This is a genomic window from Ekhidna lutea, from assembly GCF_900188325.1.
GTDB classification, from domain to species: domain Bacteria; phylum Bacteroidota; class Bacteroidia; order Cytophagales; family Cyclobacteriaceae; genus Ekhidna; species Ekhidna lutea.
The window spans coordinates 606246-632575 of sequence record NZ_FZPD01000004.1 but is presented as its reverse complement, the minus strand read 5'-3'; the positions used below and the strand labels follow the sequence as shown (position 1 = coordinate 632575).

The window sequence follows — 26330 nt, the reverse complement described above, 5'->3', positions numbered from 1 at the left end:
TACATTGACACTGAATGCAGATGGTAGCTTCGATTATGAGCATGATGGCTCAGAGACGACTGTTGATAGCTTCACTTACAAGGTGAATGACGGAACAGTAGATGGTAACACTGTAACAGTAACCTTAAACATCACTCCTCAGAATGATATACCAGTTGCAGCAGATGATGCAGCGACTGTAGATGAAGGAGCAACAGTTTCAATAGACGTTGTAGCGAATGACAGTGATGCCGATGGCAGCCTGAATCTTGGAACAATCACGATTGTTTCATCCCCATCGAATGGGTCATTGGTAGACAATGGCGATGGCACGATCAGCTACACGCATGATGATAGTGAGACGACTAATGATAGCTTCACATATACAATTAACGATAATGAAGGAGCTACCTCGAATGTTGCAACGGTAACAATTACTATTAACCCGGTTGATGATACAGCGAACGAGACACCAGTAGCGATGGATGATGCAGCGACTGTAGACGAAGGAGCAACAGTTTCAATAGACGTTGTAGCGAATGACAGTGATGCCGATGGCAGCCTGAATCTTGGAACAATCACGATTGTTTCATCCCCATCAAAGGGCACATTGGTAGACAATGGCGATGGCACGATCAGCTACACGCATGATGATAGTGAGACGACTAGTGATAGCTTCACATATACAATTAACGATAATGAAGGAGCTACTTCGAACGTAGCGACCGTAACAATCACTGTTAATCCGGTAGATGATACTGTAAATGAAGTACCTGTAGCAATGGATGATGCAGCGACTGTAGACGAAGGAGCAACAGTTTCAATAGACGTTGTAGCGAATGACAGTGATGTCGATGGCAGCCTGAATCTTGGAACAATCACGATTGTTTCATCTCTATCGAATGGGTCATTGGTAGACAATGGCGATGGCACGATCAGCTACACGCATGATGATAGTGAGACGACTAATGATAGCTTCACATATACAATTAACGATAATGAAGGAGCTACCTCGAATGTTGCAACGGTAACCATTACTATTAACCCGGTTGATGATACAGCGAACGAGACACCAGTAGCGATGGATGATGCAGCGACTGTAGACGAAGGAGCAACAGTTTCAATAGACGTTGTAGCGAATGACAGTGATGCCGATGGCAGCCTGAATCTTGGAACAATCACGATTGTTTCATCCTCATCGAATGGGTCATTGGTAGACAATGGCGATGGCACGATCAGCTACACGCATGATGATAGTGAGACGACTAGTGATAGCTTCACATATACAATTGATGACAATGAAGGAGCTACTTCGAATGTAGCGACAGTAACAATCACTGTTAACCCGGTTGACGATACAGCGAACGAGGCGCCAGTAGCCAATGATGATTCTGCTGAGATAGACCAGGGCTTAAGTGTAGTCATAAATGTTGTAGCAAATGATTTAGATTCAGACGGCACATTAGATTTAGGTTCAATAGTAATTGTTTCATCCCCATCGAATGGTACACTAATGGACAATGTGGATGGCTCAATTACTTATCAACATGACAATAGCGAAACAATCAGTGATAGTTTCACATATACAATTGATGACGATGAAGGAGCTACTTCGAATGTTGCTACCGTTACAATCACCGTCAACCCAAACAATACAATGTCAAATGAATCACCACTTGCAGAAAATGATTTTGCAGAATTGGATGAGGGAACAAGTGTAATAATTAATGTTTCAATTAATGATTCGGATTCTGACGGAACCTTAGATTTAAATTCGATCAGAGTTGATTCCAATCCTGTAAATGGAACATTGGTTGTTAATGGAGACGGAACGATTAGCTACAATCATGACGGCAGCAAAACCACGAACGATAGTTTTACTTATACTATCAATGACAATGAGGGAGTTACTTCCAATGTAGCAATGGTGACAATCAATATTATCCCGGTGATAGAAGTGCCTGATGCATTTACTCCTAATAATGATGGGGTTAATGATGGTTGGATAATTCCAAACATTGAAGAGTTTCCTGACAATGTCGTAAAAATATTCAACCGTTGGGGCAATGAAATTATCACAATTCGCCAATACAATAACACAACAAACGTGTGGGAAAGTCAGTCAAACGGCCGCCTGCAGGTAGGTAGTGATCGGGTGCCAGATGGTACTTACTTCTACTTGATTCAACTTGAAGAGGGACGAAAGCCATTATCAGGATTTGTAATCGTCAATAGATAAATACTCATGGCCCTCTTCTAAGTGAAGAGGGTTATATGTCATATAACGCATCCAATTATCAATTAGATACCGATTACATTATTAAAAATGCCTCTTTTTTTAATCTAAGAAAGCGTTTTGTATAACTACGTAGTTTGTTTTAGGTAAAAATACCAGCAGCTTTTGGTTGGTCTTACCAAGAAAATAATCAAGCAATTATATGATTCTTTGTAATGAATAGTTAGCAATAGGTTAACCGCTCAAAACCACTAATAGTAAATCATGAAAAATTTAAAATTATCGTTAATTGTCCTTTCTGGATTGTTGGCAAGCGGGGTGTTTGCACAACAACAAGCGATGTTTACTCAATATATGTTTAATGCTGTAGCCATTAACCCTGGTGTGGTTGGTACACACAAGAGTTTAAGTGTGACTGCTTTACTTAGGGAGCAATGGGTAGGAATAGAGGGTGCACCGAGTACACAAACACTTTCGGTACACAGCCCGCTATTGAATGATAGAGTTGGCTTAGGTCTATTATTCGTTAATGATCAAATAGGAATAACTCGTCAGAATTCACTTTTTGGTGCTTATGCTTATCGTGTCAATTTTGGCTCTGGTACGCTTTCATTAGGTCTTCAGGCTGGTTTTTCCAACTACAAGTCGAATCAAAATGAACTCAATCCTAACAACCCTGATATGTCTTTGACAGAAAACTACAACAGTGGTTTGAAGCCAAATTTCGGATCAGGAGCATACTTCTATACCGACCGTTTGTACCTGGGTTTTTCGGTCCCAATGCTTGTTAATCATAATTTCTTTGACGATGGAGACAGTGGGAAAGATCAGCGAAAACACTACTTCATGATGGCGGGGTATGTTATTCCATTAAGCAGTTCCCTGATGCTAAAGCCGAATATTTTAGTTAAAGGTGTAGAGGGAGCCCCTGTAGAGTTTGATTTGAATGCCAATCTATTAATTGAACAAATCATCTGGGTGGGTGTGAGCTATCGGTCTTTTGATAGTATTGATGCCCTACTCGAGCTTCAGATCAATAGTCAGTTAAAACTTGGCTATGCGCATGATTTTACTACCTCAGATCTGAAACGAGCAAATCGGGGTACACATGAAATCATGTTGAACTATGTATTTGCCTTTAAGAATAAGAAGACCATCACACCACGATATTTCTAAACCACCAGGAACAATGAAAACATCACTAAAAATATTAACTGGGCTATTGCTGCTGTCGGCAATACCTTCACAAGGACAGTTAGCGAGACTGCTGGCAAGTAACGCTTTAAATGGAGACAAACAATTTGAAAGCTATGCTTTCGCCGATGCATTAGGTTATTACAGACGCGCATATAAAAATGATACGGCCTCTCACGAATTAGAGTGGAAGATTGCCGAATGCTATCGACTGCTTAATAACTCGAAAAAAGCAGAGGAATGGTACGCTAAAATAGTTCATGAAGAAAATGTAATACCGACAGCTAAATTTTATTACGCTGAGGCATTGAAATCAAACGGTAAATATTCCGAAGCAAAGCGCTGGTTTGAGGAGTATGATCATGATGTCGATGACCATCGGATTCAAAAGAAAATTGATGCGATTGAAAATCAGCATGTATTGATTTCAGATGCCAGTTTTTATGATGTTAGCAGTGTTTCTTTCAATATCGAAGCTGCTGATTTTGCACCCACATATTATAAGGATGGTGTAGTGTTTGTGTCGGCCAGAAGAAAAGCGCTGCTTCAAAACGAGTATGCCTGGGATAATTCTGTTTTTCTTGACCTTTATTATACAGAAGCCATTTCACATCATGAATTCGGGGAGGTGAAGAGCTTTGACTCTAAAATCAACTCTAAGCTGCATGACGGACCTATTTCATTCTATTTAAATGGTTCAAAGGCAGTATTTACCAGAAACAATATCATAAAAGGCAGACAAAACAGAAGTTCTGAGGATACTAACCACCTCCAACTCTATTTTGCAGAACGAGGCGAAAATGGGTGGAATCACATTACCCCCTTCGAATATAACAATGATGAATATTCATTGGGACATGCTACTCTGAGTGGAGATGGGTTTACGATGGTTTTTGTATCAGATATGCCCGGAGGTGAAGGAAAAAGTGACCTTTATATAACCAGATATGAAACCGGGAGCTGGACAAAACCGGAAAACCTTGGTGATGTCATAAACACCAAAGGAGATGAGCTATTTCCTTTTTACAAGGATAGTGTACTCTATTTTGCATCATCAGGGCATGGAGGTTTAGGCGGGCTTGATGTCTTTGCTATTGATTTCAGAAACCCTGAAGAGATTATCAATCTTGGGGCTCCCATTAACTCGTCGCTAGATGATTTTGGATTCATTATCCGTGGGAGAGAGGGTTACTTTTCTTCCAATAGAGATGGGAATGATAATATTTATCATTTTGTTGATAATAGGCCAACATTGATGACTGTTAATGGATTGGTTGAGAATGATTCTGATGGCACTCCAATCCCAATAGCCATGGTAGATATTAACGATTCAATCCAGCTTGTTACAGATGATCAGGGACGCTTCTCTGTTAAATTACCGTTAAATTCAAATTATTTATTTGAGGCAAGTAAATTGGACTTTGAGCTTGTTAAAAGTGAAAACAAGTATATCAATCGTTCTTTCAATGAGACTGTTGTTCTTAAGCTTAAACCAGCAGGTCTGTTTGCAAAAGTTATTGCGGTAGATAAAGAGACGAGGGTAACACTCTCGGAACCATTGATCAAACTCAAGAACTTAACTACTGGTGAAGTGATCGAACCACTTCTGATAGAAAAAGAAGCAACACTTTTCCCTCTGGATAAAAATTCTACTTACGAAATAATGGGTGCTAAGCGTGAGTATTTTACTGGTCATATAAATGAAAGTACGACCAATCAAAAAGGTGAAATAGACTGGGAGGTTCCTTTAGATCGTATTGTGTTAGACAAAGAAATTAAAATAGAAAACATCTATTACGATCTTGACAAAGCTATTCTAAGAGCTGAAGCGAAAGAAGAATTGGATAAGTTGGTAAAAGTTCTGATTGAAAACCCGACAATAAAGATCGAATTGGGTTCACATACAGATTCAAGAGGCAGTGACTCTTATAATCATGATTTATCTCAGCGAAGAGCTGAATCAGCGGTCAATTATATCGTGGAACAAGGCATTGAAAGCAGCAGGATAGTTGCCAAAGGATATGGCGAAACTAAACCCGTAAATCAATGTACAAATGGTGTGGCATGTGAAACGGATATGCACCAGGCGAATAGGCGTACAGAATTTATGGTGACAGAATATTAAGACACAATTAGTGGTGATGTCGGGGTGTATTGGGAAACCATGCACCCCTTTTTTATCGATTATTAATTAGTTAGCTACAAAAATTCTTTTGTATAATAGCAGATTCAAGACGGAGAATTTTAATTATGATGAAACGCTATTTAAGCCTGATTTTTTTATGTTCTTATTTTTTGACTTTTTCTCAATCTGAGTTCAAGAAAGGTGTTTATAAAAGTCTTAATGAAGTAAAACAAAATACCCCTTCAAGCCCATGGGAATATAACCTTATATCTAAATACAAAACTTTAGGTCAGGCAAATTCTGGAGGAGCGGGATATGTAAACGGAGAAGCTCTCTTTTATAGGATCTCAATAAAGAAAAAAGAGGCAAGGGAACTAGGAAGCATCATTGGGTTTTGCGATGGGCGAAAAATGTATATGACCTCCAAACTTGTGGATCCTTCTCGTAAGAGCTCACTTTTCAGCCCCATTGAAAGAGTTAATGATAGCGTTTATGTTTTTAACCAATACATTGAAACAACCGGATATGGTCCTTCAATGAACATGGTTTCGGGGAGTACTCAATTTGCAGCAACATCTACCGCCAGTGAGACTCAATATATACTTGACTTAAATGGCTCCATAAAAGAACTTACCGTTGATTATATGACAGAATTACTTCAGATGAACGATGAGTTATTAGAGGAGTTTAATCAGACTAAACGCAAGGAGAAATTACTTCTTTTATATTTGTTCAAACTTCTTGATGACGGTAAAAGCAACTAATTGTTCTAGTCTATGACAGTTTAGCATTGTTATACAACAGTCTTAACCCTTTTACCTACCTGATAATTGTAACCCTGGAGGAGACGCTTCAGATCTTCAATCACCGATGAGCCTGTTGGAAGTGAGCCGGCTCCTTTGCCCACGGCCACATGTTTTCCGCTTATCAATGTCTCCACACTCACCGCATTATTTTCATAATCCACGGAATAGAATTCATCATTTGGGCCGACAGCCTCAGGTTTGATGATACAATTGATTTCGCTATCCTGCAAGGTTAGTGTAGCGATAGGCTTTATTTTTCTATTTTTCATCTTGGCTTTTTTGATGTCTTCTTTAGACACTTCTTCAATGCTATGTACTTCAAAACTTTTCATAGAAGGGACTTTCCCAAAGGCATGATAGGCAAGAATGGAAAGTTTGTAAGAAGCATCCATTCCACTCACATCCAGAGATGGATACCGCTCTGCAAACCCTTTGAGTTGGGCATCTTTTAGGGCTTTTTCATAAGTCCAGTTTTGGAGTTGCATTTGTGTCAAAATGTAATTTGAAGATCCGTTGAGTATTCCTCTGATTTTGAGGATTTCCTGATCTCTATAAAATCCATCTATTGCATGAACAATAGGGATACCCCCTCCCACAGCAGCTTCATAGAGAAAATTACCGGTGAATCGTTGGTGCCATCGGTCTACTTCATCCAGTGAATCTCCAATCATTTTCTTATTTGCACTGATCACATGCTTCCCGCTTGCAAGTGCCTTTTCCACATATATTTTAGCTGCCTCCGGGTCATCAATCAATTCAATGATGATATCCAGTTCTGGATCTGAAAGCAACTCTTCCGGATCATTAGTGAAATACAATTCGTGACCAATACGTGGTAAATCCAATCTTTTGACACACACCTTGGAGATGATTGCTGGCAAGTTTGGCTGCTTTTTTAAATTCTCATAGAATCCTTTGCCGACGGTTCCAAACCCAAATAATCCTATTTTCTCGGGTGTTTTCATGATAGTTCTTTAGTTAAAATGTTGTCGATCTGCTCAGTCTCTAGTAAAAATCCATCGTGTCCATATAAGCTTTCAATTGTATGAAATGAGCTGTTTTGAATTTGGGCTGCAATAAAGGCTTGTTCCTGAGGTGGAAACAGTATGTCAGAGTCCACTCCGATGATAATTGCATTGGATTTAATGCGACTCAAAGCCTTTTTCAAATCACCATCATAGTACCTTCCTATGTTGTGGCTATCCATAGCCTTGGAAAGGGTGTAGTAGCTATACGGAGAGAAGCGTTTCACTAGTTTTTCGCCTTGATATCGTTGATATGAAGCCGCAGAAAATTGTTCCACCCTTCCATCATCATCAGATTGCGTTTTGTCAAACGTATCATAATGGCGATAAGAAAGTAGTGCAATAGCACGCGCAGCTTTCAGGCCATTTTCAAGGTCGGGCTGGATTAATGCCATTCGCTGAGCTTCATTGAAAGCAATGCCCCATGCAGAATGTCTTGCATTTGTTGCAATTGGAACGATGGTTTCAAATAGATCAGGTTCATCCACTGCCCACTGAAGCAGCACCTGTCCTCCCATTGATCCGCCAATTCCAAGCTTAATTTTATCAATTCCCAGGTGTGCCTTCAGCTGCTGAAATGATCGTACAAGATCACCAATTGTTAAGGTTGGAAAATCGAAACTTTCTGGTTTAGTGCTTCCATAACAAGAGCCAGGCATATTTGCACACACAATAAAATCCTGCTCAGGATTGATAAACCTGTTAATTCCTATTTGATCTTTCCACCATTCGGATGGATCACTATTTGCTGTGAGGGCATGAAAAACCCAAACAACATTTGATTTGGTTTCATTTAATTCTCCAATAGTTGTATATCGGATCCTAAGATCCCGAAGAGTGTCTCCACTCTCCAGGACCAAAGGTTCCTCAACCTTAAAACCAAGAAAATTAACCTTAGATAATGCCGTTTCCATGTTGTTGTAATTTGCGTAAAACTGATTGGTTAATACATGGATAGAAAAATCCATGTATTGGGTACACCTGCCAAATGATTTAATGTTTGGGACTTACGAGTGTATCACAGACAGATACAACAACAGCACATACATGAGTGTGAAATCGATGAGGCGTAAGCTTGACTCAATGTCGAGTTCCTGTAGCGGAATGAAAATCTTGTTGTGTTCATAATAATCAATTTATATTTCCCGATAATCGGGACAGGAATTAGCACCGTTTCCTATTTTAGGAGGGGTTGCTAGCGCGTCATAGAGCCTGTCTCTCGGCGCTTCTTTATAAATCGATACCTTATCGATTTGATGATGCAAACGTAGATCAGGAATTTTATATTCTCCAAAAAATTAGAAAATAAAATCACTTAAAAATTTTAACTAATTGAAAATGAGTGAAATATGTCTATTTGTTGATATCGCAATGATGAATTGAGTATATTATGTATCAATATTTTCTGATCTAAACCTTGCTGCCAAATGCCAAAAACCATCATAGTTTCTAACAGACTGCCTATTAAAATACAGCGTGAAGAAGATAAGTTGAGTTACAAGCCCAGCGAAGGAGGCCTTGCTACCGGCTTGGGGTCCATTTATAAAGAAGGCGATAATATTTGGATTGGTTGGCCGGGTTTGGCCATACAAAAAACGAAGGAGAAGGAAGAAATTGTGGAAAGGCTAACAGAGGAAAACATGAAGCCTGTTTTTCTCAACACGTCTGAAATAGAAGATTTTTATGAAGGGTTTAGTAACGAAACCCTATGGCCAAATTTTCATTATTTTAATCAATATGCTGTTTACGAAGAACACCTTTGGCTAGCTTATAAAAAGGTAAACAGAAAGTTTGCGAAGGCAATTGAGGAGGTTTTGGAGGAAGGTGATACGTTATGGATTCATGATTACCAACTACTCTTATTGCCCCAGATGGTCCGTGATATTAATGCACAAACAAGCATTGGCTTTTTTCTTCACATTCCTTTCCCGAGCTTTGAATCATTTCGACTGCTCCCCTGGCGAAGGGAGCTTCTGAATGGCATGATGGGAGCTGATTTCCTAGGGTTCCACACTTACGATGACATGCGTCACTTTCTGTCCAGCGTCAATCGACTGGCCGGAATTGGCAACTCCAATGGACAGATAAACGTGGGTAACCGCCCTGTGCTTGCAGATGCATTACCAATGGGTATTGACTATGACAAGTATGCGAGTGCGGCTGCTTTGCCAGACACGCTCGATCGGGAGGTTCGATATCGGACTTCTTTGGGAGATGTAAAACTTATTCTAACAATTGACAGACTGGATTACTCAAAGGGCATACCTCAGCGACTATTAGCATTTGAGCAATTTTTAGAAGAAAATGAAGATTTCCAGGGAAAGGTATCTCTTCTGATGGTGGTCGTTCCGTCAAGAGATAAGGTTCCAAAATATGCTCAGCTCAAGGAAGAAATTGACTTGCTGGTTGGAAGGATAAATGGCCGATTTGGTAAAATGAATTGGATGCCTATTCATTATTTTTATCGCAGCTTCCCATTGAATGCGTTGAGTGCCTTTTACCGAATGGCTCATGTAGCACTGGTGACACCAATGAGGGATGGGATGAATCTTGTTTGTAAAGAGTTTATTGCAAGCAAATTGGATAAAAAAGGAGTGTTGATCCTGAGCGAAATGGCCGGTGCTTCGAAAGAGTTATCTGATGCTATTCTTATCAACCCCAATGATATCAGACAGCTGGTTGCGGCAATTAAAGAGGCTTTGACTATGCCGGAAGATGAGCAACAGCGAAGGATGCACATCATGCAGGAATCACTAAAACGATATAACATCCATGCATGGGTTAATTTGTTTATGAAACGGCTAGCTTTCATTAAAAAGGAGCAGGAGAATCTTCAGACAAAACCACTTGATAAAAACATTCTAGAGCTATTAAAGGAGAAGTATAAGGGTGCAAAAAAGAGAATAATTTTTCTTGATTATGACGGTACACTTGTTGGGTTTTTTAAAGACCCCAATGATTCAAAGCCAGATACTGAGCTCAAAGAAATTCTTGAAAAACTTACTAAAGACCCTAAAAATAAGGTCGTGGTTATCAGTGGTCGTGATCGACAAACATTGGGTGGCTGGATGGAAAAATATCCTGTAGATGTTATTGCAGAGCACGGGGTTTGGTATAAAAAATGTAAGGAGGAATGGGCTCAGCTTGTTCAAGTTGATAATACCTGGAAGGACGATTTTTTAGAAGTGCTTGAAATGTATGTAGATCGAACACCCGGCTCTTTCGTGGAAGAAAAAGATTACTCACTTGTCTGGCATTACCGTAAAGTGGAAACTGGGCTTGGTGAAATGCGTACGCGTGAACTCACAAGTCATTTGAAATATATCTCCTCAGAGAAAGACATTCAGATCATGGAAGGTCATAAGGTTATTGAGGTAAAAAATTCGCATGTAAATAAAGGGCATGCGGCGGCCGAATGGCTAAAAGATCAGTCATATGATTTTCACATGGCTTGTGGTGATGACTGGACCGATGAAGATACTTTTAAAGTGATGCCTGAGGAAGCGTTTACGGTGAAAGTAGGGTACTCTTCGTCCTCAGCAAATTTCAGAGTAGAGAGTTATGAAGACATTCGAAAAATTCTCATTGACCTTACTAGCTAAGAAAATCAGGCAAATCTAATTTCCTTGATATTCTACTTGCAGCATTCAACAAACCAACATGACTATACGCCTGAGGGAAGTTTCCCCACATGCTACCATCAGCAGCCTTAACGTCTTCACTTAATAGGCCTACATGATTTGCATAGCCATTTAATTTTTCAAAATGTGCAATTGCCTCATCAAGCCTACCGACACAGGCCAGTGCTTCAATGTACCAATATGCGCAGATTAAAAATGTCGTCTCCGGCTCCCCGAAATCATCGATATGCTTGTATCTGTAAAAAAGCCCATCTCCGGCATGGAGTTCTTTTTCAAGTGCTTTCAGATGATTCTTTGCCTCTTTTGAATTGGGATCCAGATAATTCATCATGATCAGTTGGAGGGTACTTGCATCCATACGATCCGTTCCAACTGCCTGAGCATAGCCTTTCTTAGCAGGCACCATGCACTTTTCTATCATTTTCGCTGACTTGGTTTTTAGCTTTGTAGCTAGCTCACCTATCTTGTCATCTCCAAGTTTACGAGCAATTTTAATGGCAGCATTACTGCCGGCCCAGTTGAATAGGTAGGTATAGCAATGATGTTGTGCCAGGTTTCTAAATTCCCATAATCCTGCATCCTTTTCGGAGAAGGCTTTTTCCATCATTTTCAAGGTTTTGAAAATCAACTCTGAAGTATTAAATCTTTCCTCAAAAACGATTCGTCCATCACTGAATAGAGGTAAAAGAGAGATGAGAACCTGACCGTACACATCATTTTGAATGTGTGTATACGCATCATTGCCTACCCTGACGGGTGCATTGTTTTGATAGCCATTTAAGTCTAGTGTCTTTTCCACCAATTTCTTTTCTCCGGTAATTCCATATAAGGGTTGATAGCGGTCATCTTCCTCAATGGTAGTGTTTAGGATGTAATGAAAATAGCGTTCTAGTTCCTCAAAGTGACCAATGTTGTTGAATGCATTCAGCGTGTAGTAGGTATCCCGCATCCAGCAATAGCGATAATCCCAATTTCGGGTGCTTCCGGGACTTTCCGGTAAACTAGTGGTAGTAGCCGCTACAATGGCACCTGTATCTTCATACTGATGAATCTTTAATGCCAGAGCGGATCGGATGGCTTCCTTTTGATAAAAGTTTGTAATGTTGGCTGTTTTGATCCAGCCTTGCCAATAGTTAACTGTTTTGGTTAAAAAATTATCACAAGTTTCTTTCAGAGCAGCCTCCAGTGGCGGCCCCCATGTCAGGGCGAGGTATTTCGTCTCATTGAGAACAAAAGACTCCTGATTTAGCACATAGCTTAACGAAATGTTGGTTGTAAGTCTTACGTTCGATTTCAGGCCCAAAAACCGGATATGATTACTTCCTAAACTATGCTCGGGAGTTACTTCACCATAATCTCCAACCGGATTACATTGTACAGTGATTTTTGGATTTCCGCTGATACGCTCTATTTTTCGAATGAGCATCAATGGTTTATAGTATCGATCCATTTGACGAAAGCGAGGAGCAAAGTCTGTTACCCTGTAAGTACCGGACTCTCCCGTAATTTCAGTACACAAAACATTAGTGTTTTCTACGTAATACTGTTTGGAAGACCATCTTTCATGACTCGGTAGGACTGTATAGGCCCCACCTTTCTTATTGTCGAGCAGTTGTCCAAAAATGAAACTACTATCAAATCTTGGCCAGCACATCCATGCAATATTGGTATCTAGACCTACATGTGCTGTAAAGGCACAGTTACCAATCAGGCCATAATCATATGAATGTCTTTTTTTCATTATTACTCTATTCGCAGCAGTGAAACTACTACATGAATAGTTTTCATGTTAGCTGCAAAGGATAAAATATGATGACAGATAAAAAGAGGGGATAAGAATGAGTTGGCTTGAAAAGGATGATGCGCTAACTTCACGCCCTTAAAATCAAGATTTATGGGCAAACTAGTCATCAATAATCACGAAGAGTTTGAAGCACACCTTGGGAAGGTGATGGGAGAGTCTGAGTACCATCAGATCACTCAGGAGCAAATCAACAAATTTGCGGATGCAACACTTGATCATCAGTGGATTCATACTGATCCGGAAAAAGCAAAGGATGGACCTTTTGGCACAACCATCGCTCACGGATACTTGACACTCTCAGTGATGCCCTATTTATGGGAACAGATCGCTCAGTTCAACAATGTGAAAATGTTGGTGAATTACGGTATCGATAAGCTGAAGTTTGGTCAGGCAGTGAAAGTAAACAGTGAGATAAAATTGACAGCTACCTTAAAATCACTCGCTAATTTGAGGGGTATTTCTAAGGCAGAGGTAGAGGCGCTTCTTGAAATCAAGGGTGAGAAAAAGCCAGCATTTACAGCGACAATGATATTTCTATATCATTTTGAATAAAAACAAAACCCTGATCATCGATCAGGGTTTGACTAACTGCTTATGAGAAGATTAGCTAGGTAGTTTGAATAGAATATTCTGAATTAACTTTTGTCTGATCTTATGCCCTCGCTGTTCACCAGGATTCCATTTTGGTGAGTTCTTCATCATATCTAAAGCAGCTTGATCACATCCGGCCCCAATTCCCCTTACAACCTCAAGGTTAGACAGGCTTCCATCTTTTTCGACGATAAACTTGATAAATACCCTGCCTTCAACTCCAAGTTGTTGAGCTTGTTCTGGATAACTTAGATTTTGAGATATATACTCATTAAATGCATCTATCCCACCAGGGAATGAAGCTGCCTTTTCGACGATGGTAAAGACCTCATTTGTAGGATCAGACTCTTGCACTTCTACAGTTTTGTTGAAAAGTTCCGAGTCCTGACTTACAATCATAACTACCCTCTTATGATCGCCTTCTTTGGTTACAAAAATCTTAGCGATTTGCCCCGGATCATATGAGTTTAGCTTTTCAATGCTGGCTTCATTGTCCAGGCTTGTTTCTACTACCACATATTCAGTGTTGGGGTTTTGTTGTTTCAGTTCATCCAATGCAGCTTTCACATCTGCTGAGTAATCGATTTGCTGATTACTCTCATCTGCAATTCGCTTAATTTCTGATTCCAGCTCGTCTTCGCAAGCGAACATAGCTCCGGAAATGGCCACTAATGCGGTAACACTCGCTACCTTCCAAATACTGATTTTCTTTTTCATCTTTTTCATAAAGTTTAAACGGTTAAAAATAGGAGCGTCATCGAATGAACTGGCCAGGTTCATCCCATGAGCTCTCAAGGTGCACTGCACCAAGGTCTTTGCATATGTTTTGTCATTTACTTTCAAGGCGAATTCATCCGCTTCAAACTCATGTACTTTTTTCAATTCTTTGATCATCAACCAGATGGATGGAAGCCACCAAAAGGGAATGGTTAGTAGGTGAAAAAAGACCATATCAAGTGTGTGAAGTTTTTTGGCATGTCCTAGCTCATGCTGAATGATATCTTCCGGATTCTCGAAATGACTGCTGTCGATAAATATCCATTGAAAGAAAGTGAAACTGGTCTCCAGCTTTGGGATTTCCCTCACCGTGATACCATTAATATGCTTTTCTACGCTTTTGTTGTAATAAGCTGCTATTTGAATAATTCCCGAAACAAACTTGAGTGCAAAAAGACAGGAAAGTGCCAGCATTGTTATTTCGATCCAGGACCAGGAAGAAAAGTTCGATCCTGTTGGATTGATTTCAAAGGTTGGGTAAACACTAGTAGCTAGGTTAACAAAAACAGCCTCAGATGGAGCTGGTATCTCAAGTATAGGAACTATCAATGCCAAAACGGTTGATCCTAAAAGAAAGAACCTGAGAAACTTAAGTTGTGTCTCCTGTGAGAGCATAAGTTTATAAACCAAATAAAACAGTAAGTGCAAAAGGGCAAATTCGATTAAATAAGTAATCATGACTGGTCTTTTTTAAGTTCATCCAATAATTTCTCAAGGTCATGAACGCTCATTTCCTTCTCCTTGGTAAAGAAGGAAACCAGGTCTTTGTATGAGCCACTGAAATACTTGTCTACAAAACGATTGAGGTGTTTTTTGCTATAGGCCTCTTTATCAATGAGCGGGTAGTATCTGTGGGACTTGCCGAAAGCTTCATACCCAACAAACCCCTTCTTTTCCATGATTCTAATCAAAGTAGAAATGGTATTATATGCGGGTTTAGGGTCATCGTATTCTTCCACAATTTCTTTGACAAATGCTTTCTCCAACTGCCAAAGAATTTGCATAATTTCTTCTTCTGCCTGAGTAAGTGGCTTCATTGATTTCGTCTTTTAACTAATAACTTAGTTTCAAAACTAATCTTTTAGTTTAAAGATGCAAATTTTTTCAAACTAAAATTTTAGTTGATGTGGTTAAGGCATAAAAAAACCCTGATGAAATGCATCATCAGGGTTAAATTTTTTCTTTTCTTTTGAAATTAGCTCAACGCTTTCTTCATTACTGCACCAATATCGGCAGGAGAGTCCACCACATGCAGACCGCACTCACCCATGATTCGCATTTTAGCTTCAGCGGTATCATCTTTTCCTCCGATTATTGCTCCAGCATGACCCATTCTTCTTCCCGGAGGCGCTGTTTGCCCTGCGATGAAACCAACTACTGGCTTCTTATTTCCATTTTCTTTGATCCACTTTGCAGCATCTGCTTCGTATGATCCTCCAATCTCACCAATCATCACGATTCCCTCTGTTTCAGGATCTTCCATTAGCATTTGCACTGCTTCCTTGGTTGAGGTTCCAATGATTGGATCACCTCCAATGCCAATAGCAGTAGAAATTCCCATTCCTGCTTTTACTACCTGGTCAGCGGCTTCATAGGTCAGCGTTCCTGATTTTGAAACAATTCCTACCTTTCCTTTTTTGAAAACAAAGCCGGGCATGATGCCAACTTTTGCTTCTTCAGGAGTGATCACACCCGGACAGTTCGGTCCTACAAGTACTGCACCTCTTGATTTTGCATACGGTTTTGCATTCATCATATCCTTCACAGGTATTCCTTCTGTGATAGTTACAATTACTTTGATGCCTGCATCAGCCGCTTCCATGATTGCGTCTGCTGCAAAAGCAGGGGGAACAAAAATGATAGTTACATCAGCACCTGTTTTGTCAACAGCTTCTTTAACGGTATTGAATACCGGCTTGTCAAGGTGTGTCTGTCCTCCTTTGCCAGGAGTAACTCCACCCACAACGTTTGAGCCGTATTCGATCATTTGACCGGCGTGAAAAGTACCTTCAGAGCCTGTGAAACCCTGTACGATGATTTTAGAATCTTTATTTACAAGAACACTCATTTCTTTTAGATTTTCCGCAAAAATATACGATTAAATCTGTCTACCAATTACTTAAGCAAATTGCCGCTCATAAAATCCTGTTAATTGGTCTTTCATACAATATGTAATAAAATTTTCTTTTGAATTAGAGAGTTTTTGGCACACTTTTCGCGATTAATTCCAACTGATTTCATGGTTGAGGTTATTAAACTTTCGACGAGACGGCTTATCTAATAGTTAAAGATCGTTAAATACCTAAACCTCAACAAGATGAGATCGTTTGACAGTGTAAGTAATTAATCCTCTTCATATTTACTTAGGTTTAGAATAAGGAGCTTTCGGGCTCCTTTTCTATTTTCACACCTATAACCTAAGTTGATGCTTACAACTGCCCGCTCATTTTTAGGAACTCACGTAGACAATAGCCCGCTGATATTGTTTCGAATAATCTTTGGATTCCTTGCCGCAGCAGAAAGCTATGGAGCAATTCTGACCGGTTGGGTGCAAAAGGCATTTATAGATCCAAAATTCACATTTACCATGATCGGCTTTGAGTGGTTGCAGCCTTTGGAAGGTAATGGCATGATCTATTATTTCCTGATCATGGGAACCGCGGCTCTTTTCATCATGCTTGGTTTCTTTTATCGCGCATCCACGTTCGTATTCTTCAGCATGTGGACAATGGTCTACCTCATGCAAAAGACACACTACAATAATCATTACTACCTGTTGGTATTACTGAGTGCAGCAATGATTATTCTCCCGGCACACAAAAGCCGATCCTTGGATGCAAAGTTGGGACTTACAATACCTCAAAATACATGTGCAAGAATCTGTCATTGGTTCTTCATCATCCAGATTGTGATTGTCTATTTGTATGCAAGCATTCATAAGATGCATTGGGATTGGCTGGAAGCCAGACCTATAGGTATATGGTTTAGTCACAAAGCCAATTATTGGCTCATCGGTCCATTGCTTCAGGAAAAATGGTTTCAGCTGGTTATTGCATGGGGTGGAGTTGTATATGATGGTGTAATCGTTTTTTTACTACTTCATCCAAAAACCAGAAAAATTGGATTTATTCTCTCCATCATTTTTAACCTGTTCAATTCCTTTGTTTTTCAGATCGGCATTTTCCCATACCTCATGATTGGACTAACCGTTTTCTTTTTTCCTCCGGAAACCATCCAGTCTACATTCTTTAAAAAGAAACCAAAAGTTTATCCTGTGCGAAAGCAACTTTCCAAGGGATGGACATATGTGCTGAGCGCTTATTTCATATTGCAGATTCTACTTCCGCTTAGGCATCATTTAATTAAAGGGGATGTTGCTTTTACAGAAGAAGGTCATCGCCTTTCCTGGCGAATGATGCTAAGGGTGAAATCCGGATCCATCAGAATGTATGTTGAGGATATCGCCGCTGGAAAGAGGGAACGTGTAAGACTTAGTAATTACTTAACGAGAGATCAGCAATCATCATTGATGGTACAACCTGATATGATTTGGCAATTTGCGCAGAGACTAAAAGACGAATACGCCGAAAAGGGACAAAATGTAGCTGTTTTTGCTAATGCGAAGGTTTCCCTTAATGGACACCCATCCAAGCCGCTGATCGATGAAAATGTAGATCTTGCAAAAGTTTCATGGGAGCCATTTAGACATTCAGACTGGATATTGATACATGAAGAAAATGATTGATTTAAGAAGCGATACGATAACAAAGCCTACACCTGCAATGCTACAGGCAATGACGTCTGCAGAAGTGGGTGATGATGTGTTTGGTGATGATCCAACAGTAAACAAACTTCAGAAAAAGATCGCTAGTTTGTTCGGAATGGAGGATGCATTGTATTGTCCATCCGGTACGATGACTAACCAGATTGCGATGCGCATCCATACCCGCCCGCAGGATGAAGTGATTTGTCATAAACACTCTCACGTTTATATGTATGAAGGCGGGGGAATGATGTATAATTCGATGCTATCACCAAAACTATTAGAGGGAGATCGAGGTAGAATTACCGCCGATCAGGTTGTGGAGAGTATCAATCCGGATGATATTCACTTCCCTAATTCCAAATTAGTGGTATTGGAAAACACCATGAATAAAGGTGGAGGATCTGTTTATGATATAGAGGAGATCAGAAAAATCCGACGGGTTTGTAATGATTATAATTTGAAACTTCATCTCGATGGAGCACGGTTTTTTAATGCTTTGGTAAAAACAGGAGAAGACCCGAAATCCTATGGTAAATTATTCGATACCATATCCATTTGTTTTTCCAAAGGATTGGGAGCTCCTGTAGGTTCTGTGCTACTAGGAACAAAGGATCAAATCAAAGAGGCCAAGCGTGTGAGAAAAGTATTTGGAGGAGGTATGAGACAAGCCGGGTACCTGGCAGCTGCTTGTATCCATGCACTTGAACATCATGTTGACAGGCTAGCTGAAGACCATTCCAGAGCACAAAAGATTGGGGAAATTCTTACTGAGTTATCATTTATTGAAGACGTGATGCCTGTAGATACCAATATTGTGATTGGCAAGCTAATAGATGGCAAGTCAGAAAAATGGCTGTTAGGAGAACTTGAAAAGAACGGAATTTTAGCCGTTGGTTTTGGCAAAGGATTAGTGCGATTTGTTACGCACCTTGATTTCAATGACTACAATCTGGACCGTTTTTCGTCCACAATCAGCACGATTGTTGCATAACAATCGTTATTTAACAAAAGTGATCCTATGAATTCTGTATTGTCTTTTTGTTTGATGACTTTTTTATTGATCTCCTGTTCTTCGGATGAACCCAAGAAACTTGCGAGTCATACCACAGTAGTCATTAGCGAGTCACTATACAACCAAACCAAGACTGACAATTATACGATTGAAGAAGCTGTAATCGTTGGGGATTCTTTGAAAGTAACACTCCAATCTTCAGGCTGTGACGGGAGTGAATGGGCGGTAAAGCTGGTAGACTCAGGAGCCATTGCCGAATCTTATCCTGTTCAGCGCTTTGCAAAAATTGCTTTAGAAAATACCGAGCTCTGCGATGCGATAGTTACCAAAGAATACTCCATTGATATAACTCCGCTTAGAGTCGAAGATCAGCTGTATCTTAATTTAGAAGGTTGGGAAACCCAACTACACTACGATTTTTGATTTGCTCCCTTTTTGGTTACAAGGTATACCCCTACAAAGACGAATGCAGCAGCCAGCAAGTGTTTGAGAAGAAAGATTTCGTCGAAGAAAAGGATGGCTGTAAGACTAGCGAACACAGGTTGTAAGTAAATAAACGCTCCTACAACAGATGAATTAACCCTAACAAGGGTCCACGCATTTAAGAAGTACACTACTACTGTTACGATGATGATGGTATACGTCATACTCCACCAAGCGTATGATGGAAGAGTTGTGAAATCCACGATGCTGATCTGGTTATATCCTACTGGTACCACAAACAGGATGGCGATTGTAAATACCCATGTCACCACTGTCATCGGCTGGTATTTTTTCATGAGGGGTTTTACTAACACCAGGTAGCAGGCGTAGCTGGCTCCATTGATAAAAACCAAGATATCTCCACGCCAATCTCCTGAGGTGAGCATTTCATCTGGCTGGTAGAGAATGACCACAGCACCTATTAGCCCAAGTAAAACTCCAATGACTTTCGTTCTTGTAATCCGCTCCCCAATGAGTAGTGCCGCCCAGATCAAGACTAAAACCGGAGTTAGTGTCATGATAATTGAGCCGTTTACTGCTGATGTAAGACTCAATCCTTTATAAAACAGAAGCTGATTTACCGCAACGCCGGTAAAAGCGCAAAGAACCAATACCCAACCATCTGACTTCCAGTTAATTTTTTCCCGATTAAAAAAGTGGATGATCCAGAAGATGATAGAAGCAGTAACGACCCTGAGCACGATGAACCCATAGGGACCCATAAACTCCGGAACCACAATTTTTAAAACACTGTAGTTGATGCCGTAAAAAAGGCTGACAAGCGTGAGCGCCAGATACGTTTTAATGGATGACCAATTCACGTCGCAAATGTATGCTGAGGTAACTCACTATAATCTGAAATTTGAAAGAAATAAAGTAATCAAATGGATTAAGGAATTTCATCTTTATATACTTGGTAATTTTAACCCATGTTTCAAGACACTTCCCCTTTAGCTGAACGTATGCGTCCCTCCAAGTTATCAGATTTGGTTGGTCAGGAACACCTGGTTGGAGAGAATGGCGTACTGCGGCGAGCCATTAGCTCAGGTCAGGTCCCATCGATGATTTTGTGGGGGCCTCCCGGGACCGGCAAAACGACCATCGCGAACATCATAGCAAATGAAGTAAAGCGACCATTTCATACTTTGAGTGCCATCAGTGCCGGAGTGAAGGAGGTAAGGGAGATAATACAGCTCGCCAGCAGAGGAAACAAAGCCATTCTTTTCATTGATGAGATTCATCGCTTCAATAAAGCACAGCAAGATGCTTTGTTAGGAGCTGTTGAAAAAGGCACAATTACCTTAATTGGAGCAACCACAGAGAACCCAAGTTTTGAAGTGAACTCTGCTTTGATTTCCAGATCGCAGGTCTATACGCTCAATGCACTTACAAAAGAGCATCTGACATTACTTGTTGAAAAAGCGCTGCAGCAGGATGAAGAATTGAAAAAGGATGAGGTGGTTCTGAAGGAAACTGAAGCTCTTTTTAATCTTTCTGGTGGTGACGGGCGTAAGCTTTTAAATTTATTGGAACTCGTCATAAAAAGTGATGAAGGAAAGCAGAAAATCATTACAGATGAAAAGGTGATTGAGGCTGCCCAGCGAAAAACGGTTCTTTATGACAAGAAAGGTGCGATGCACTATGATGTCATCTCCGCATTTATCAAGTCCATCCGCGGAAGTGACCCCAATGCAGCTGTCTATTATTTAGCACGCATGATTGAAGGTGGTGAAGATGTAAAGTTTATTGCGAGGAGGTTAGTGATCCTGGCATCCGAGGATATTGGAAATGCAAACCCAACAGCCCTGGTCATGGCTACAAATGCTTTTCAAGCAGTGAATATGATTGGTTATCCTGAGTCCAGAATCATTCTTTCACAATGTGTGACTTATCTGGCTTCTTCTCCTAAAAGTAATGCCAGCTACATGGCGATTAATCAAGCACAATCTCTTGTCCAGAAAACGGGAGATCTATCCGTTCCGATGGCCATCCGAAATTCACCCACCAAGCTCATGAAAGATCAAGGGTATGGGAAGGGTTATAAATATGCTCATGATCATCCCATGAACTTTGCAGAGATGGAATTCTTACCCAAAGAAATTGAAGGAATGAAACTTTATGACCCGGGAAAGAATGCAAGAGAGGAGGAGCTGAGAAAATTCCTCCGGACAAGGTGGAAAGAGAAATACGGATACTAAATCTTAAACGCTACTCCAAACTTCAACACCAACAAATCTGTTGTTGACTCTCTTGGTTGGTTTTCGTAGGACAGATCATCTCCTGTCACGGTATCTCTATCATAATTATTTGGATCTCCGTTAAATTCTACCGTCCACGACTCAGTATCATCACCATCATAGTATTGTGCTCGCTGACCTTTAAAGAAATCGGCTCTCAGATCAACAAATACGCTTGGCCCAACTTTGATGAGGAAACCGCCTCCATATCCATAGCTAAAGATCCAATCATCCAAAACTGTTTTTCTGGAAATTACATCACTATCATCATCGTCTGCCCATCGACGATCATCCGAGCGGTCAATGATTTTGGTATTAGTGGAGATGTATCTAAAACCTATCAGTCCTTCTGCATACGGTTGAATCAGTTCGAAAGGAGCAACGGCGCGCATAAAAAGGTGAGTGCCGAAAATGCTATTGGTGTTTGTTACCGTAAGTGGGATTATTAACTCATCAATAACCTGCCCGTTTGCCACAATTTCAGCCGTTAAATCATGATCCTGAGAATTTAACCCATAAACCATATAATTGATATCACCACCCAAATAGATAGGCACTCCTTTTTGGAATGGAAAAGCGAGCGAAAGATCACCACCAAAACCAGTGGCGTCTGTGTTTTCTCTGAATTCATTTTGAGGCAGCCCGAAGGTCAATGAAAGACTTCCCATTTGAGTGTAGGAAGAAAATGAAATCAAAATAATTGATAATGATGTGATGAGTTTTTTCATGATGGGTGTGGTTCGTGATACTTTAGCAAAAATCGTAACTTTTGTAATCATTTCAATTTTCATACCATGTCTAAACTGATTGGTCCATTTAAAGAAGTAATCACACTAGCAAAGACACCAGAAAAAGGGGTTTTAGCTGACTCAAGCCTTCTAATAATAGAAAATGGAGGTGTTTTAGTAGAGGATGAAAAAATTTTAAAAACCGGATCTTTTGAAAGCTTATCCAAAGAAGCAGATCAAATTGAAGAGGTTGAAAGTGCTCATGTCCTCATGCCTGGTTTGGTTGATTGTCACACTCATTTGGTATGGGGAGGGACACGCGCAAGGGATTACACACTACGTATGTCAGGAGAATCCTATGAAAAAATCCTAGAGCAGGGTGGGGGTATTTTTGATTCGGTGGAGAAAACAAGAGGTGCTTCTTCTGAAGTGCTTAAAGAGGGTCTTGTGAAAAGAGCTAACAGACATCTAAATGATGGTGTCACCACCATTGAGGTGAAAAGCGGATACGGGCTTGATGTAGGGAATGAACTAAAAGTCCTTGAAGTGGTAAAAAATGCCAAAGCTGATATCAAGGCAGACTTAATCCCAACTTGTTTGGCCGCTCATGTTTGTCCAAAGGAGTTTAGCGATAAGAAAGAATTCCTGACTTATCTGGAGAACGAATTGCTTCCACAATTGCTTGTGAAAGGACTTACTAATCGCATTGACATTTTTGTAGAGCCCTCTGCATTCCCAGTAGAAATAGCTAAAGACTACATGGCTGCTGCGAGAAAGTTGGGCTTTGATCTGACAATCCATGCAGATCAATTCCATACAGGCGGCAGTCAAATTGCTGTAGAGTTGGGAGCCCGAAGTGCAGACCATTTGGAAGCTAGCACCGATAAGGAGGTGGAGCTTCTAGCCAAATCTGATACGGTGGCAGTAGCTCTGCCGGGAGCAAGCATAGGATTAGGAATGCAGTTTACCCCGGCAAGAAAACTATTGGATGCAGGAGCATCATTAGCAATATCGACAGACTGGAATCCGGGTTCCGGTCCAATGGGAGATCTGTTAGTACAGGCTGCCATTCTGGGGATTTATGAAAAGCTGAGTTCTGCTGAAATATTCTCAGGAATTACATTCAGAGCCGCAAAGGCTCTTGGTTTAGATGATAGAGGTAGAATAGCTGTAGGAAAGAAAGCAGACATGATTGCCTTTCCTGTTGATGATTATAGAGAGATTCTATACAATCAGGGAAAGATCAAGCCGGATATGATCTGGAAAAACGGTAAACAGATTTAGTATGTACAGACCAGGAAATCAATCTATTTGGAAGGGTAGGCAAGACCCGGGATCAACCCGAGATGTATGGCATCAGGTGGTTCAGACCGCCGATTTGAATGCACAGATTCCGGATGGTTTTTGTTTTCTGGGATTTTGCTCTGATGTGGGTGTGAAACGAAACTTAGGTAGAGCTGGAGCAGTGGATGGTCCTGATGCGATCCGAAAAGCAATGGTGAATCTGGCCATTCACTTTGACGAAAATACAAAGTTGACGGATGTCGGAGATGTGGTAGTAAGTGGAGATCAATTGGAGAATGCACAAAAAGAACTTGCTCGCTATACCACGTCAATGATTAAAAATGATACTTTTTCAATCTTAATGGGAGGAGGTCATGAGATCAGTTATGCACATGGAAAGGGAGTGCTAGATACTTTCCCGAATGAGAAAGTAGGGATGATCAATTTTGATCCTCACTTTGATCTGAGAGCATATCCTCAGGGAGCACATTCTGGTAGTTGGGCACGTCAACTTTTTGATGAATATGAAAACTTCCATTACCTACCAATAGGCATCAATGAAGCTGTAAACATTGCTTCAATGTTTGAATTTATGCGAAAGAAAAATCAGTCGTTTATCTCCATGGAAGAACTGCTTGGAGAATCAGAAGAGGATCTTTTGGCTCGCATTGATTATTTCATTGACCAAATGGATAAAGTATGTGTTACACTTGATTTGGATGTTTTCTCAGCAGGAGTAGCACCTGGAGTTAGTGCGGCCAACCCCTACGGTGCTTTGCCTCATCACATAAAGCCTCTTATAAAAAAAATCCTGCAATCAGGAAAAGTTGTAAGCTTTGATGTGGCGGAGATGAGCCCTGAATACGATGATGGTCGTACTGCTAAGCTGGCAGCCAGCTTTGTTTATGATGTTGTAAATCGAAAAACTAATCCATAACCTTTCTGCCGGTTCCTTTTAATGTCAGGTTATATTCTGTGATAGGCATATCAGAGAAGTTGGCAATATTCGTTCTTTCAAAGTAGGTATAGTCTTCATTGAACTTATATGTATCCACATATCTTTCCAGCATATTGTTTTGAACATTGAGGTTCCCGCGGATAATGAACATTCTGGATATTGAATCGTAAGTCATTGTTTCGATTCCTGTTGCAGGCCAATTACTGTATAAGCCAATCCGTTCAAATGAACTTTCAAAGTTTCCATAACGAATCGACTCTTGAAATTCCCTTGTACGTCCCATCAGGTGTTTCCGTTTTTCGTCTGTTTCTACAATTTCCAGGTAGCCCCGAGATGTCAAAAACATCGGAATACCTTTGTAGTTGAGTTCATATTCATTCACCTGATACCCTTTTTCTACAAAAATTGGATCTGCGTTAGGTTTATGTGTATCGTAAATTTCAAGTGTTACTTCCCATTTTCCGGTAAAAAAATCTAAATCCTGGACGGTTGGAGTTGGTTTTTGTGATACAACTAGCAACGGTGCACAAAATAATATTAAGATCAATAGCTTTTTCATGAGTGTTTTTTGATCGTAAGACTATTACCTTGATTCGGTATTTACTTATGAATTAATTAACCGGTCAGACTATTTAACTAAAGAGTCAGTGGATGTCTTTCTAAATTCAGAAGGGGATGTGTTGGCCAGTTTCTTGAAAGCCGCATTAAATGATGAAAGTGAATTAAACCCGCATTCATACGCAATCACTGCAATTTTATGATTGTTGAATTTAGGATCAAGCAGGAGTTCTTTTGCCCGATCAATTCTGTACTGATTGGTAAAATCTGAGAAACTTTGACTCAAGCTCTCACTGAAAAATCTGGACAGTAAATGTTTAGGGATAGACGTGAACTCTGATAGTGTGGTCAGGCTAAAATCACTATTAAGGTATGGTTTCTGATCTACCATCACACTTTCTATTCGTTCTCTATGATGAGCAATTTGATCTGGAGTCAGGTTAATGTTTTTATACTTTTTCTTATCCCCCAGCGGGGTGAAGATTTCCTGATTCGAAAAAAGGATGAAACTTATGATGTAGATAACAATCGAATAAACAACCGGCCCTGTGATGTAGGGGTTTAGTCCAAATATGTAATTGGTAAAGTATGAAATGCAGAAAACCGAAACGCCTAGAAACAGGTTGCGGTACCAGGGAAAATAGATTTTCCGCTCGGTGTAAATAATCCAAAGAAAGTAAGCACTAAAGAGAAGAGTAACAATCGTATAATAGAGTAACGCCTGATATCCACCGGCGTACCAAAAATTTGAAAGGGTCAGGAAAGGAGTGGTAATAAGAAGTAGCACTCCCGGTAACAAAATCAGCAATCGACTAAATATATTTCTCAAACGAGCTGACTTGTGAGCGAAATAGATCACAAGAAGTGCACCGATGAATCCATGTGCAGAAAAACCGATATTTAGGAATACATCATCAGTGATATCAAAGAAGTACCACCCAATTGACTTTACTAACCGCAGGGTAATTGCCAAAAGGAGCGAACCAAGCAAGACTCTTTCACCGGGCTGAATATTTTTTGAAGAAAAGATGTAAATGGACAGAAACAGACTTTGAATAACTCCTGCACTGCAAAATATCAGTAATAATGAATTGTAATCCATTTACGATGAAAGCGCTAATTAATT

The 26330-nt window shown here is 40.2% G+C and carries 22 protein-coding genes and 1 riboswitch; of the genes, 12 read left to right on the top strand and 10 right to left on the bottom strand.

Annotated elements, in window-relative coordinates; genetic code table 11:
• The 4 genes from CHB71_RS14010 to CHB71_RS13995 all read left to right on the top strand — a co-directional run.
• Positions 1-2218, top strand: a 2218-nt coding sequence (locus CHB71_RS14010) for an Ig-like domain-containing protein (RefSeq protein WP_144017434.1), incomplete at its 5' end; no start/stop codon positions are given.
• A 261-nt stretch (positions 2219-2479) separates the two neighbouring features.
• Complete coding sequence (locus CHB71_RS14005) at positions 2480-3391, top strand: PorP/SprF family type IX secretion system membrane protein (protein WP_089357541.1); 912 nt, start codon at positions 2480-2482, stop codon at positions 3389-3391.
• Positions 3392-3404: 13 nt separating this feature from the next.
• Positions 3405-5534 (top strand): OmpA family protein, encoded by a 2130-nt coding sequence (locus CHB71_RS14000; RefSeq protein ID WP_179213425.1) that lies wholly within the window; start codon positions 3405-3407, stop codon positions 5532-5534.
• 125 nt (positions 5535-5659) lie between these two features.
• Positions 5660-6298 (top strand): hypothetical protein, encoded by a 639-nt coding sequence (locus CHB71_RS13995; protein ID WP_089357539.1) that lies wholly within the window; start codon positions 5660-5662, stop codon positions 6296-6298.
• Positions 6299-6327: 29 nt separating this feature from the next.
• Here the strand turns inward: CHB71_RS13995 and CHB71_RS13990 are convergent, their stop codons facing one another.
• Positions 6328-7305 carry a homoserine dehydrogenase gene (locus tag CHB71_RS13990; protein ID WP_089357538.1) on the bottom strand — a complete coding sequence of 326 codons (978 nt, stop codon included), beginning with the start codon at positions 7303-7305 and terminating at the stop codon, positions 6328-6330.
• Positions 7302-8333, bottom strand: a complete 1032-nt coding sequence (locus tag CHB71_RS13985) for a homoserine O-acetyltransferase family protein (protein ID WP_245811304.1) — start codon at positions 8331-8333, stop codon at positions 7302-7304. Before CHB71_RS13985 ends, CHB71_RS13990 begins: the two co-directional genes overlap by 4 nt.
• A 165-nt stretch (positions 8334-8498) precedes the next feature.
• A riboswitch (SAM riboswitch) is annotated at positions 8499-8604 on the bottom strand.
• A 188-nt stretch (positions 8605-8792) separates the two neighbouring features.
• On the opposite strand from CHB71_RS13985, the gene CHB71_RS13980 reads away from it, so the two are divergent.
• Positions 8793-10967 (top strand): bifunctional alpha,alpha-trehalose-phosphate synthase (UDP-forming)/trehalose-phosphatase, encoded by a 2175-nt coding sequence (locus CHB71_RS13980; RefSeq protein ID WP_089357537.1) that lies wholly within the window; start codon positions 8793-8795, stop codon positions 10965-10967.
• Here CHB71_RS13980 and CHB71_RS13975 read toward each other — a convergent pair.
• Complete coding sequence (locus CHB71_RS13975) at positions 10960-12747, bottom strand: glycoside hydrolase family 15 protein (protein ID WP_089357536.1); 1788 nt, start codon at positions 12745-12747, stop codon at positions 10960-10962. The genes CHB71_RS13980 and CHB71_RS13975 overlap by 8 nt on opposite strands.
• Before the next feature lie 153 nt (positions 12748-12900).
• On the opposite strand from CHB71_RS13975, the gene CHB71_RS13970 reads away from it, so the two are divergent.
• Positions 12901-13362 (top strand): MaoC family dehydratase, encoded by a 462-nt coding sequence (locus CHB71_RS13970; RefSeq protein ID WP_089357535.1) that lies wholly within the window; start codon positions 12901-12903, stop codon positions 13360-13362.
• Positions 13363-13413: 51 nt separating this feature from the next.
• Here the strand turns inward: CHB71_RS13970 and CHB71_RS13965 are convergent, their stop codons facing one another.
• The 3 genes from CHB71_RS13965 to sucD all read right to left on the bottom strand — a co-directional run bounded on the left by CHB71_RS13965 (position 13414) and on the right by sucD (position 16246).
• Positions 13414-14856, bottom strand: coding sequence for a TonB family protein (locus CHB71_RS13965; RefSeq protein ID WP_089357534.1), 1443 nt, complete (start codon positions 14854-14856; stop codon positions 13414-13416).
• The gene (locus tag CHB71_RS13960) at positions 14853-15215 is read right to left on the bottom strand and encodes a BlaI/MecI/CopY family transcriptional regulator (RefSeq protein WP_089357533.1); all 363 of its coding nucleotides are present in this window, start codon (positions 15213-15215) and stop codon (positions 14853-14855) included. Before CHB71_RS13960 ends, CHB71_RS13965 begins: the two co-directional genes overlap by 4 nt.
• A gap of 158 nt (positions 15216-15373) precedes the next feature.
• A complete protein-coding gene (sucD, locus tag CHB71_RS13955) occupies positions 15374-16246 on the bottom strand; it encodes a succinate--CoA ligase subunit alpha (RefSeq protein WP_089357532.1) in 873 nt (290 codons plus the stop codon).
• A gap of 357 nt (positions 16247-16603) precedes the next feature.
• Between sucD and CHB71_RS13950 the strand changes: the two genes are divergently transcribed.
• The 3 genes from CHB71_RS13950 to CHB71_RS13940 are packed head-to-tail and all read left to right on the top strand — an operon-like array spanning position 16604 to position 19379.
• Positions 16604-17923 carry an HTTM domain-containing protein gene (locus tag CHB71_RS13950; protein WP_089357531.1) on the top strand — a complete coding sequence of 440 codons (1320 nt, stop codon included), beginning with the start codon at positions 16604-16606 and terminating at the stop codon, positions 17921-17923.
• A complete protein-coding gene (locus CHB71_RS13945) occupies positions 17916-18935 on the top strand; it encodes a threonine aldolase family protein (RefSeq protein ID WP_089357572.1) in 1020 nt (339 codons plus the stop codon). The genes CHB71_RS13950 and CHB71_RS13945 overlap by 8 nt, the downstream gene beginning before the upstream one ends.
• A 27-nt stretch (positions 18936-18962) precedes the next feature.
• Positions 18963-19379, top strand: a complete 417-nt coding sequence (locus CHB71_RS13940; protein WP_144017433.1) for a hypothetical protein — start codon at positions 18963-18965, stop codon at positions 19377-19379.
• Here CHB71_RS13940 and CHB71_RS13935 read toward each other — a convergent pair.
• Positions 19367-20260 (bottom strand): DMT family transporter, encoded by an 894-nt coding sequence (locus tag CHB71_RS13935; protein WP_089357529.1) that lies wholly within the window; start codon positions 20258-20260, stop codon positions 19367-19369. The genes CHB71_RS13940 and CHB71_RS13935 overlap by 13 nt on opposite strands.
• A 108-nt stretch (positions 20261-20368) precedes the next feature.
• On the opposite strand from CHB71_RS13935, the gene CHB71_RS13930 reads away from it, so the two are divergent.
• Positions 20369-21637: a replication-associated recombination protein A gene (locus CHB71_RS13930; RefSeq protein ID WP_089357528.1), complete on the top strand. Its 1269-nt coding sequence runs from the start codon at positions 20369-20371 to the stop codon at positions 21635-21637.
• Here CHB71_RS13930 and CHB71_RS13925 read toward each other — a convergent pair.
• Entirely contained in the window at positions 21634-22404 is a 771-nt protein-coding gene (locus CHB71_RS13925) for a hypothetical protein (RefSeq protein ID WP_144017432.1), read from the bottom strand. The two genes, CHB71_RS13930 and CHB71_RS13925, sit on opposite strands and share 4 nt — an antisense overlap.
• Positions 22405-22470: 66 nt before the next feature.
• On the opposite strand from CHB71_RS13925, the gene hutI reads away from it, so the two are divergent.
• Together hutI and hutG are read left to right on the top strand one after the other, a co-directional pair.
• Positions 22471-23688, top strand: a complete 1218-nt coding sequence (gene hutI, locus CHB71_RS13920) for an imidazolonepropionase (protein ID WP_089357526.1) — start codon at positions 22471-22473, stop codon at positions 23686-23688.
• Position 23689: 1 nt separating this feature from the next.
• Positions 23690-24625: a formimidoylglutamase gene (hutG, locus tag CHB71_RS13915; RefSeq protein WP_089357525.1), complete on the top strand. Its 936-nt coding sequence runs from the start codon at positions 23690-23692 to the stop codon at positions 24623-24625.
• On the opposite strand, the gene CHB71_RS13910 is transcribed toward hutG, so the two are convergent.
• Together CHB71_RS13910 and CHB71_RS13905 are read right to left on the bottom strand one after the other, a co-directional pair.
• Positions 24615-25205, bottom strand: coding sequence for a hypothetical protein (locus CHB71_RS13910; RefSeq protein ID WP_089357524.1), 591 nt, complete (start codon positions 25203-25205; stop codon positions 24615-24617). The two genes, hutG and CHB71_RS13910, sit on opposite strands and share 11 nt — an antisense overlap.
• Positions 25206-25274: 69 nt before the next feature.
• On the bottom strand, positions 25275-26306 hold the full coding sequence (locus CHB71_RS13905; RefSeq protein WP_089357523.1) for a helix-turn-helix transcriptional regulator: 1032 nt from the start codon (positions 26304-26306) through the stop codon (positions 25275-25277).
• Positions 26307-26330 lie beyond the last annotated feature (24 nt).

Bases quoted from the DNA above. Each gene is read 5' to 3' on its own strand.
- CHB71_RS14005 (WP_089357541.1), top strand. From the start codon at position 2,480: ATGAAAAATTTAAAATTATCGTTAATTGTCCTTTCTGGATTGTTGGCA.
- CHB71_RS14000 (WP_179213425.1), top strand. From the start codon at position 3,405: ATGAAAACATCACTAAAAATATTAACTGGGCTATTGCTGCTGTCGGCA.
- CHB71_RS13995 (WP_089357539.1), top strand. From the start codon at position 5,660: ATGATGAAACGCTATTTAAGCCTGATTTTTTTATGTTCTTATTTTTTG.
- CHB71_RS13990 (WP_089357538.1), bottom strand. From the start codon at position 7,305: ATGAAAACACCCGAGAAAATAGGATTATTTGGGTTTGGAACCGTCGGC.
- CHB71_RS13985 (WP_245811304.1), bottom strand. From the start codon at position 8,333: ATGGATTTTTCTATCCATGTATTAACCAATCAGTTTTACGCAAATTAC.
- CHB71_RS13980 (WP_089357537.1), top strand. From the start codon at position 8,793: ATGCCAAAAACCATCATAGTTTCTAACAGACTGCCTATTAAAATACAG.
- CHB71_RS13975 (WP_089357536.1), bottom strand. From the start codon at position 12,747: ATGAAAAAAAGACATTCATATGATTATGGCCTGATTGGTAACTGTGCC.
- CHB71_RS13970 (WP_089357535.1), top strand. From the start codon at position 12,901: ATGGGCAAACTAGTCATCAATAATCACGAAGAGTTTGAAGCACACCTT.
- CHB71_RS13965 (WP_089357534.1), bottom strand. From the start codon at position 14,856: ATGATTACTTATTTAATCGAATTTGCCCTTTTGCACTTACTGTTTTAT.
- CHB71_RS13960 (WP_089357533.1), bottom strand. From the start codon at position 15,215: ATGAAGCCACTTACTCAGGCAGAAGAAGAAATTATGCAAATTCTTTGG.
- sucD (WP_089357532.1), bottom strand. From the start codon at position 16,246: ATGAGTGTTCTTGTAAATAAAGATTCTAAAATCATCGTACAGGGTTTC.
- CHB71_RS13950 (WP_089357531.1), top strand. From the start codon at position 16,604: ATGCTTACAACTGCCCGCTCATTTTTAGGAACTCACGTAGACAATAGC.
- CHB71_RS13945 (WP_089357572.1), top strand. From the start codon at position 17,916: ATGATTGATTTAAGAAGCGATACGATAACAAAGCCTACACCTGCAATG.
- CHB71_RS13940 (WP_144017433.1), top strand. From the start codon at position 18,963: ATGAATTCTGTATTGTCTTTTTGTTTGATGACTTTTTTATTGATCTCC.
- CHB71_RS13930 (WP_089357528.1), top strand. From the start codon at position 20,369: ATGTTTCAAGACACTTCCCCTTTAGCTGAACGTATGCGTCCCTCCAAG.
- CHB71_RS13925 (WP_144017432.1), bottom strand. From the start codon at position 22,404: ATGAAAAAACTCATCACATCATTATCAATTATTTTGATTTCATTTTCT.
- hutI (WP_089357526.1), top strand. From the start codon at position 22,471: ATGTCTAAACTGATTGGTCCATTTAAAGAAGTAATCACACTAGCAAAG.
- hutG (WP_089357525.1), top strand. From the start codon at position 23,690: ATGTACAGACCAGGAAATCAATCTATTTGGAAGGGTAGGCAAGACCCG.
- CHB71_RS13910 (WP_089357524.1), bottom strand. From the start codon at position 25,205: ATGAAAAAGCTATTGATCTTAATATTATTTTGTGCACCGTTGCTAGTT.
- CHB71_RS13905 (WP_089357523.1), bottom strand. From the start codon at position 26,306: ATGGATTACAATTCATTATTACTGATATTTTGCAGTGCAGGAGTTATT.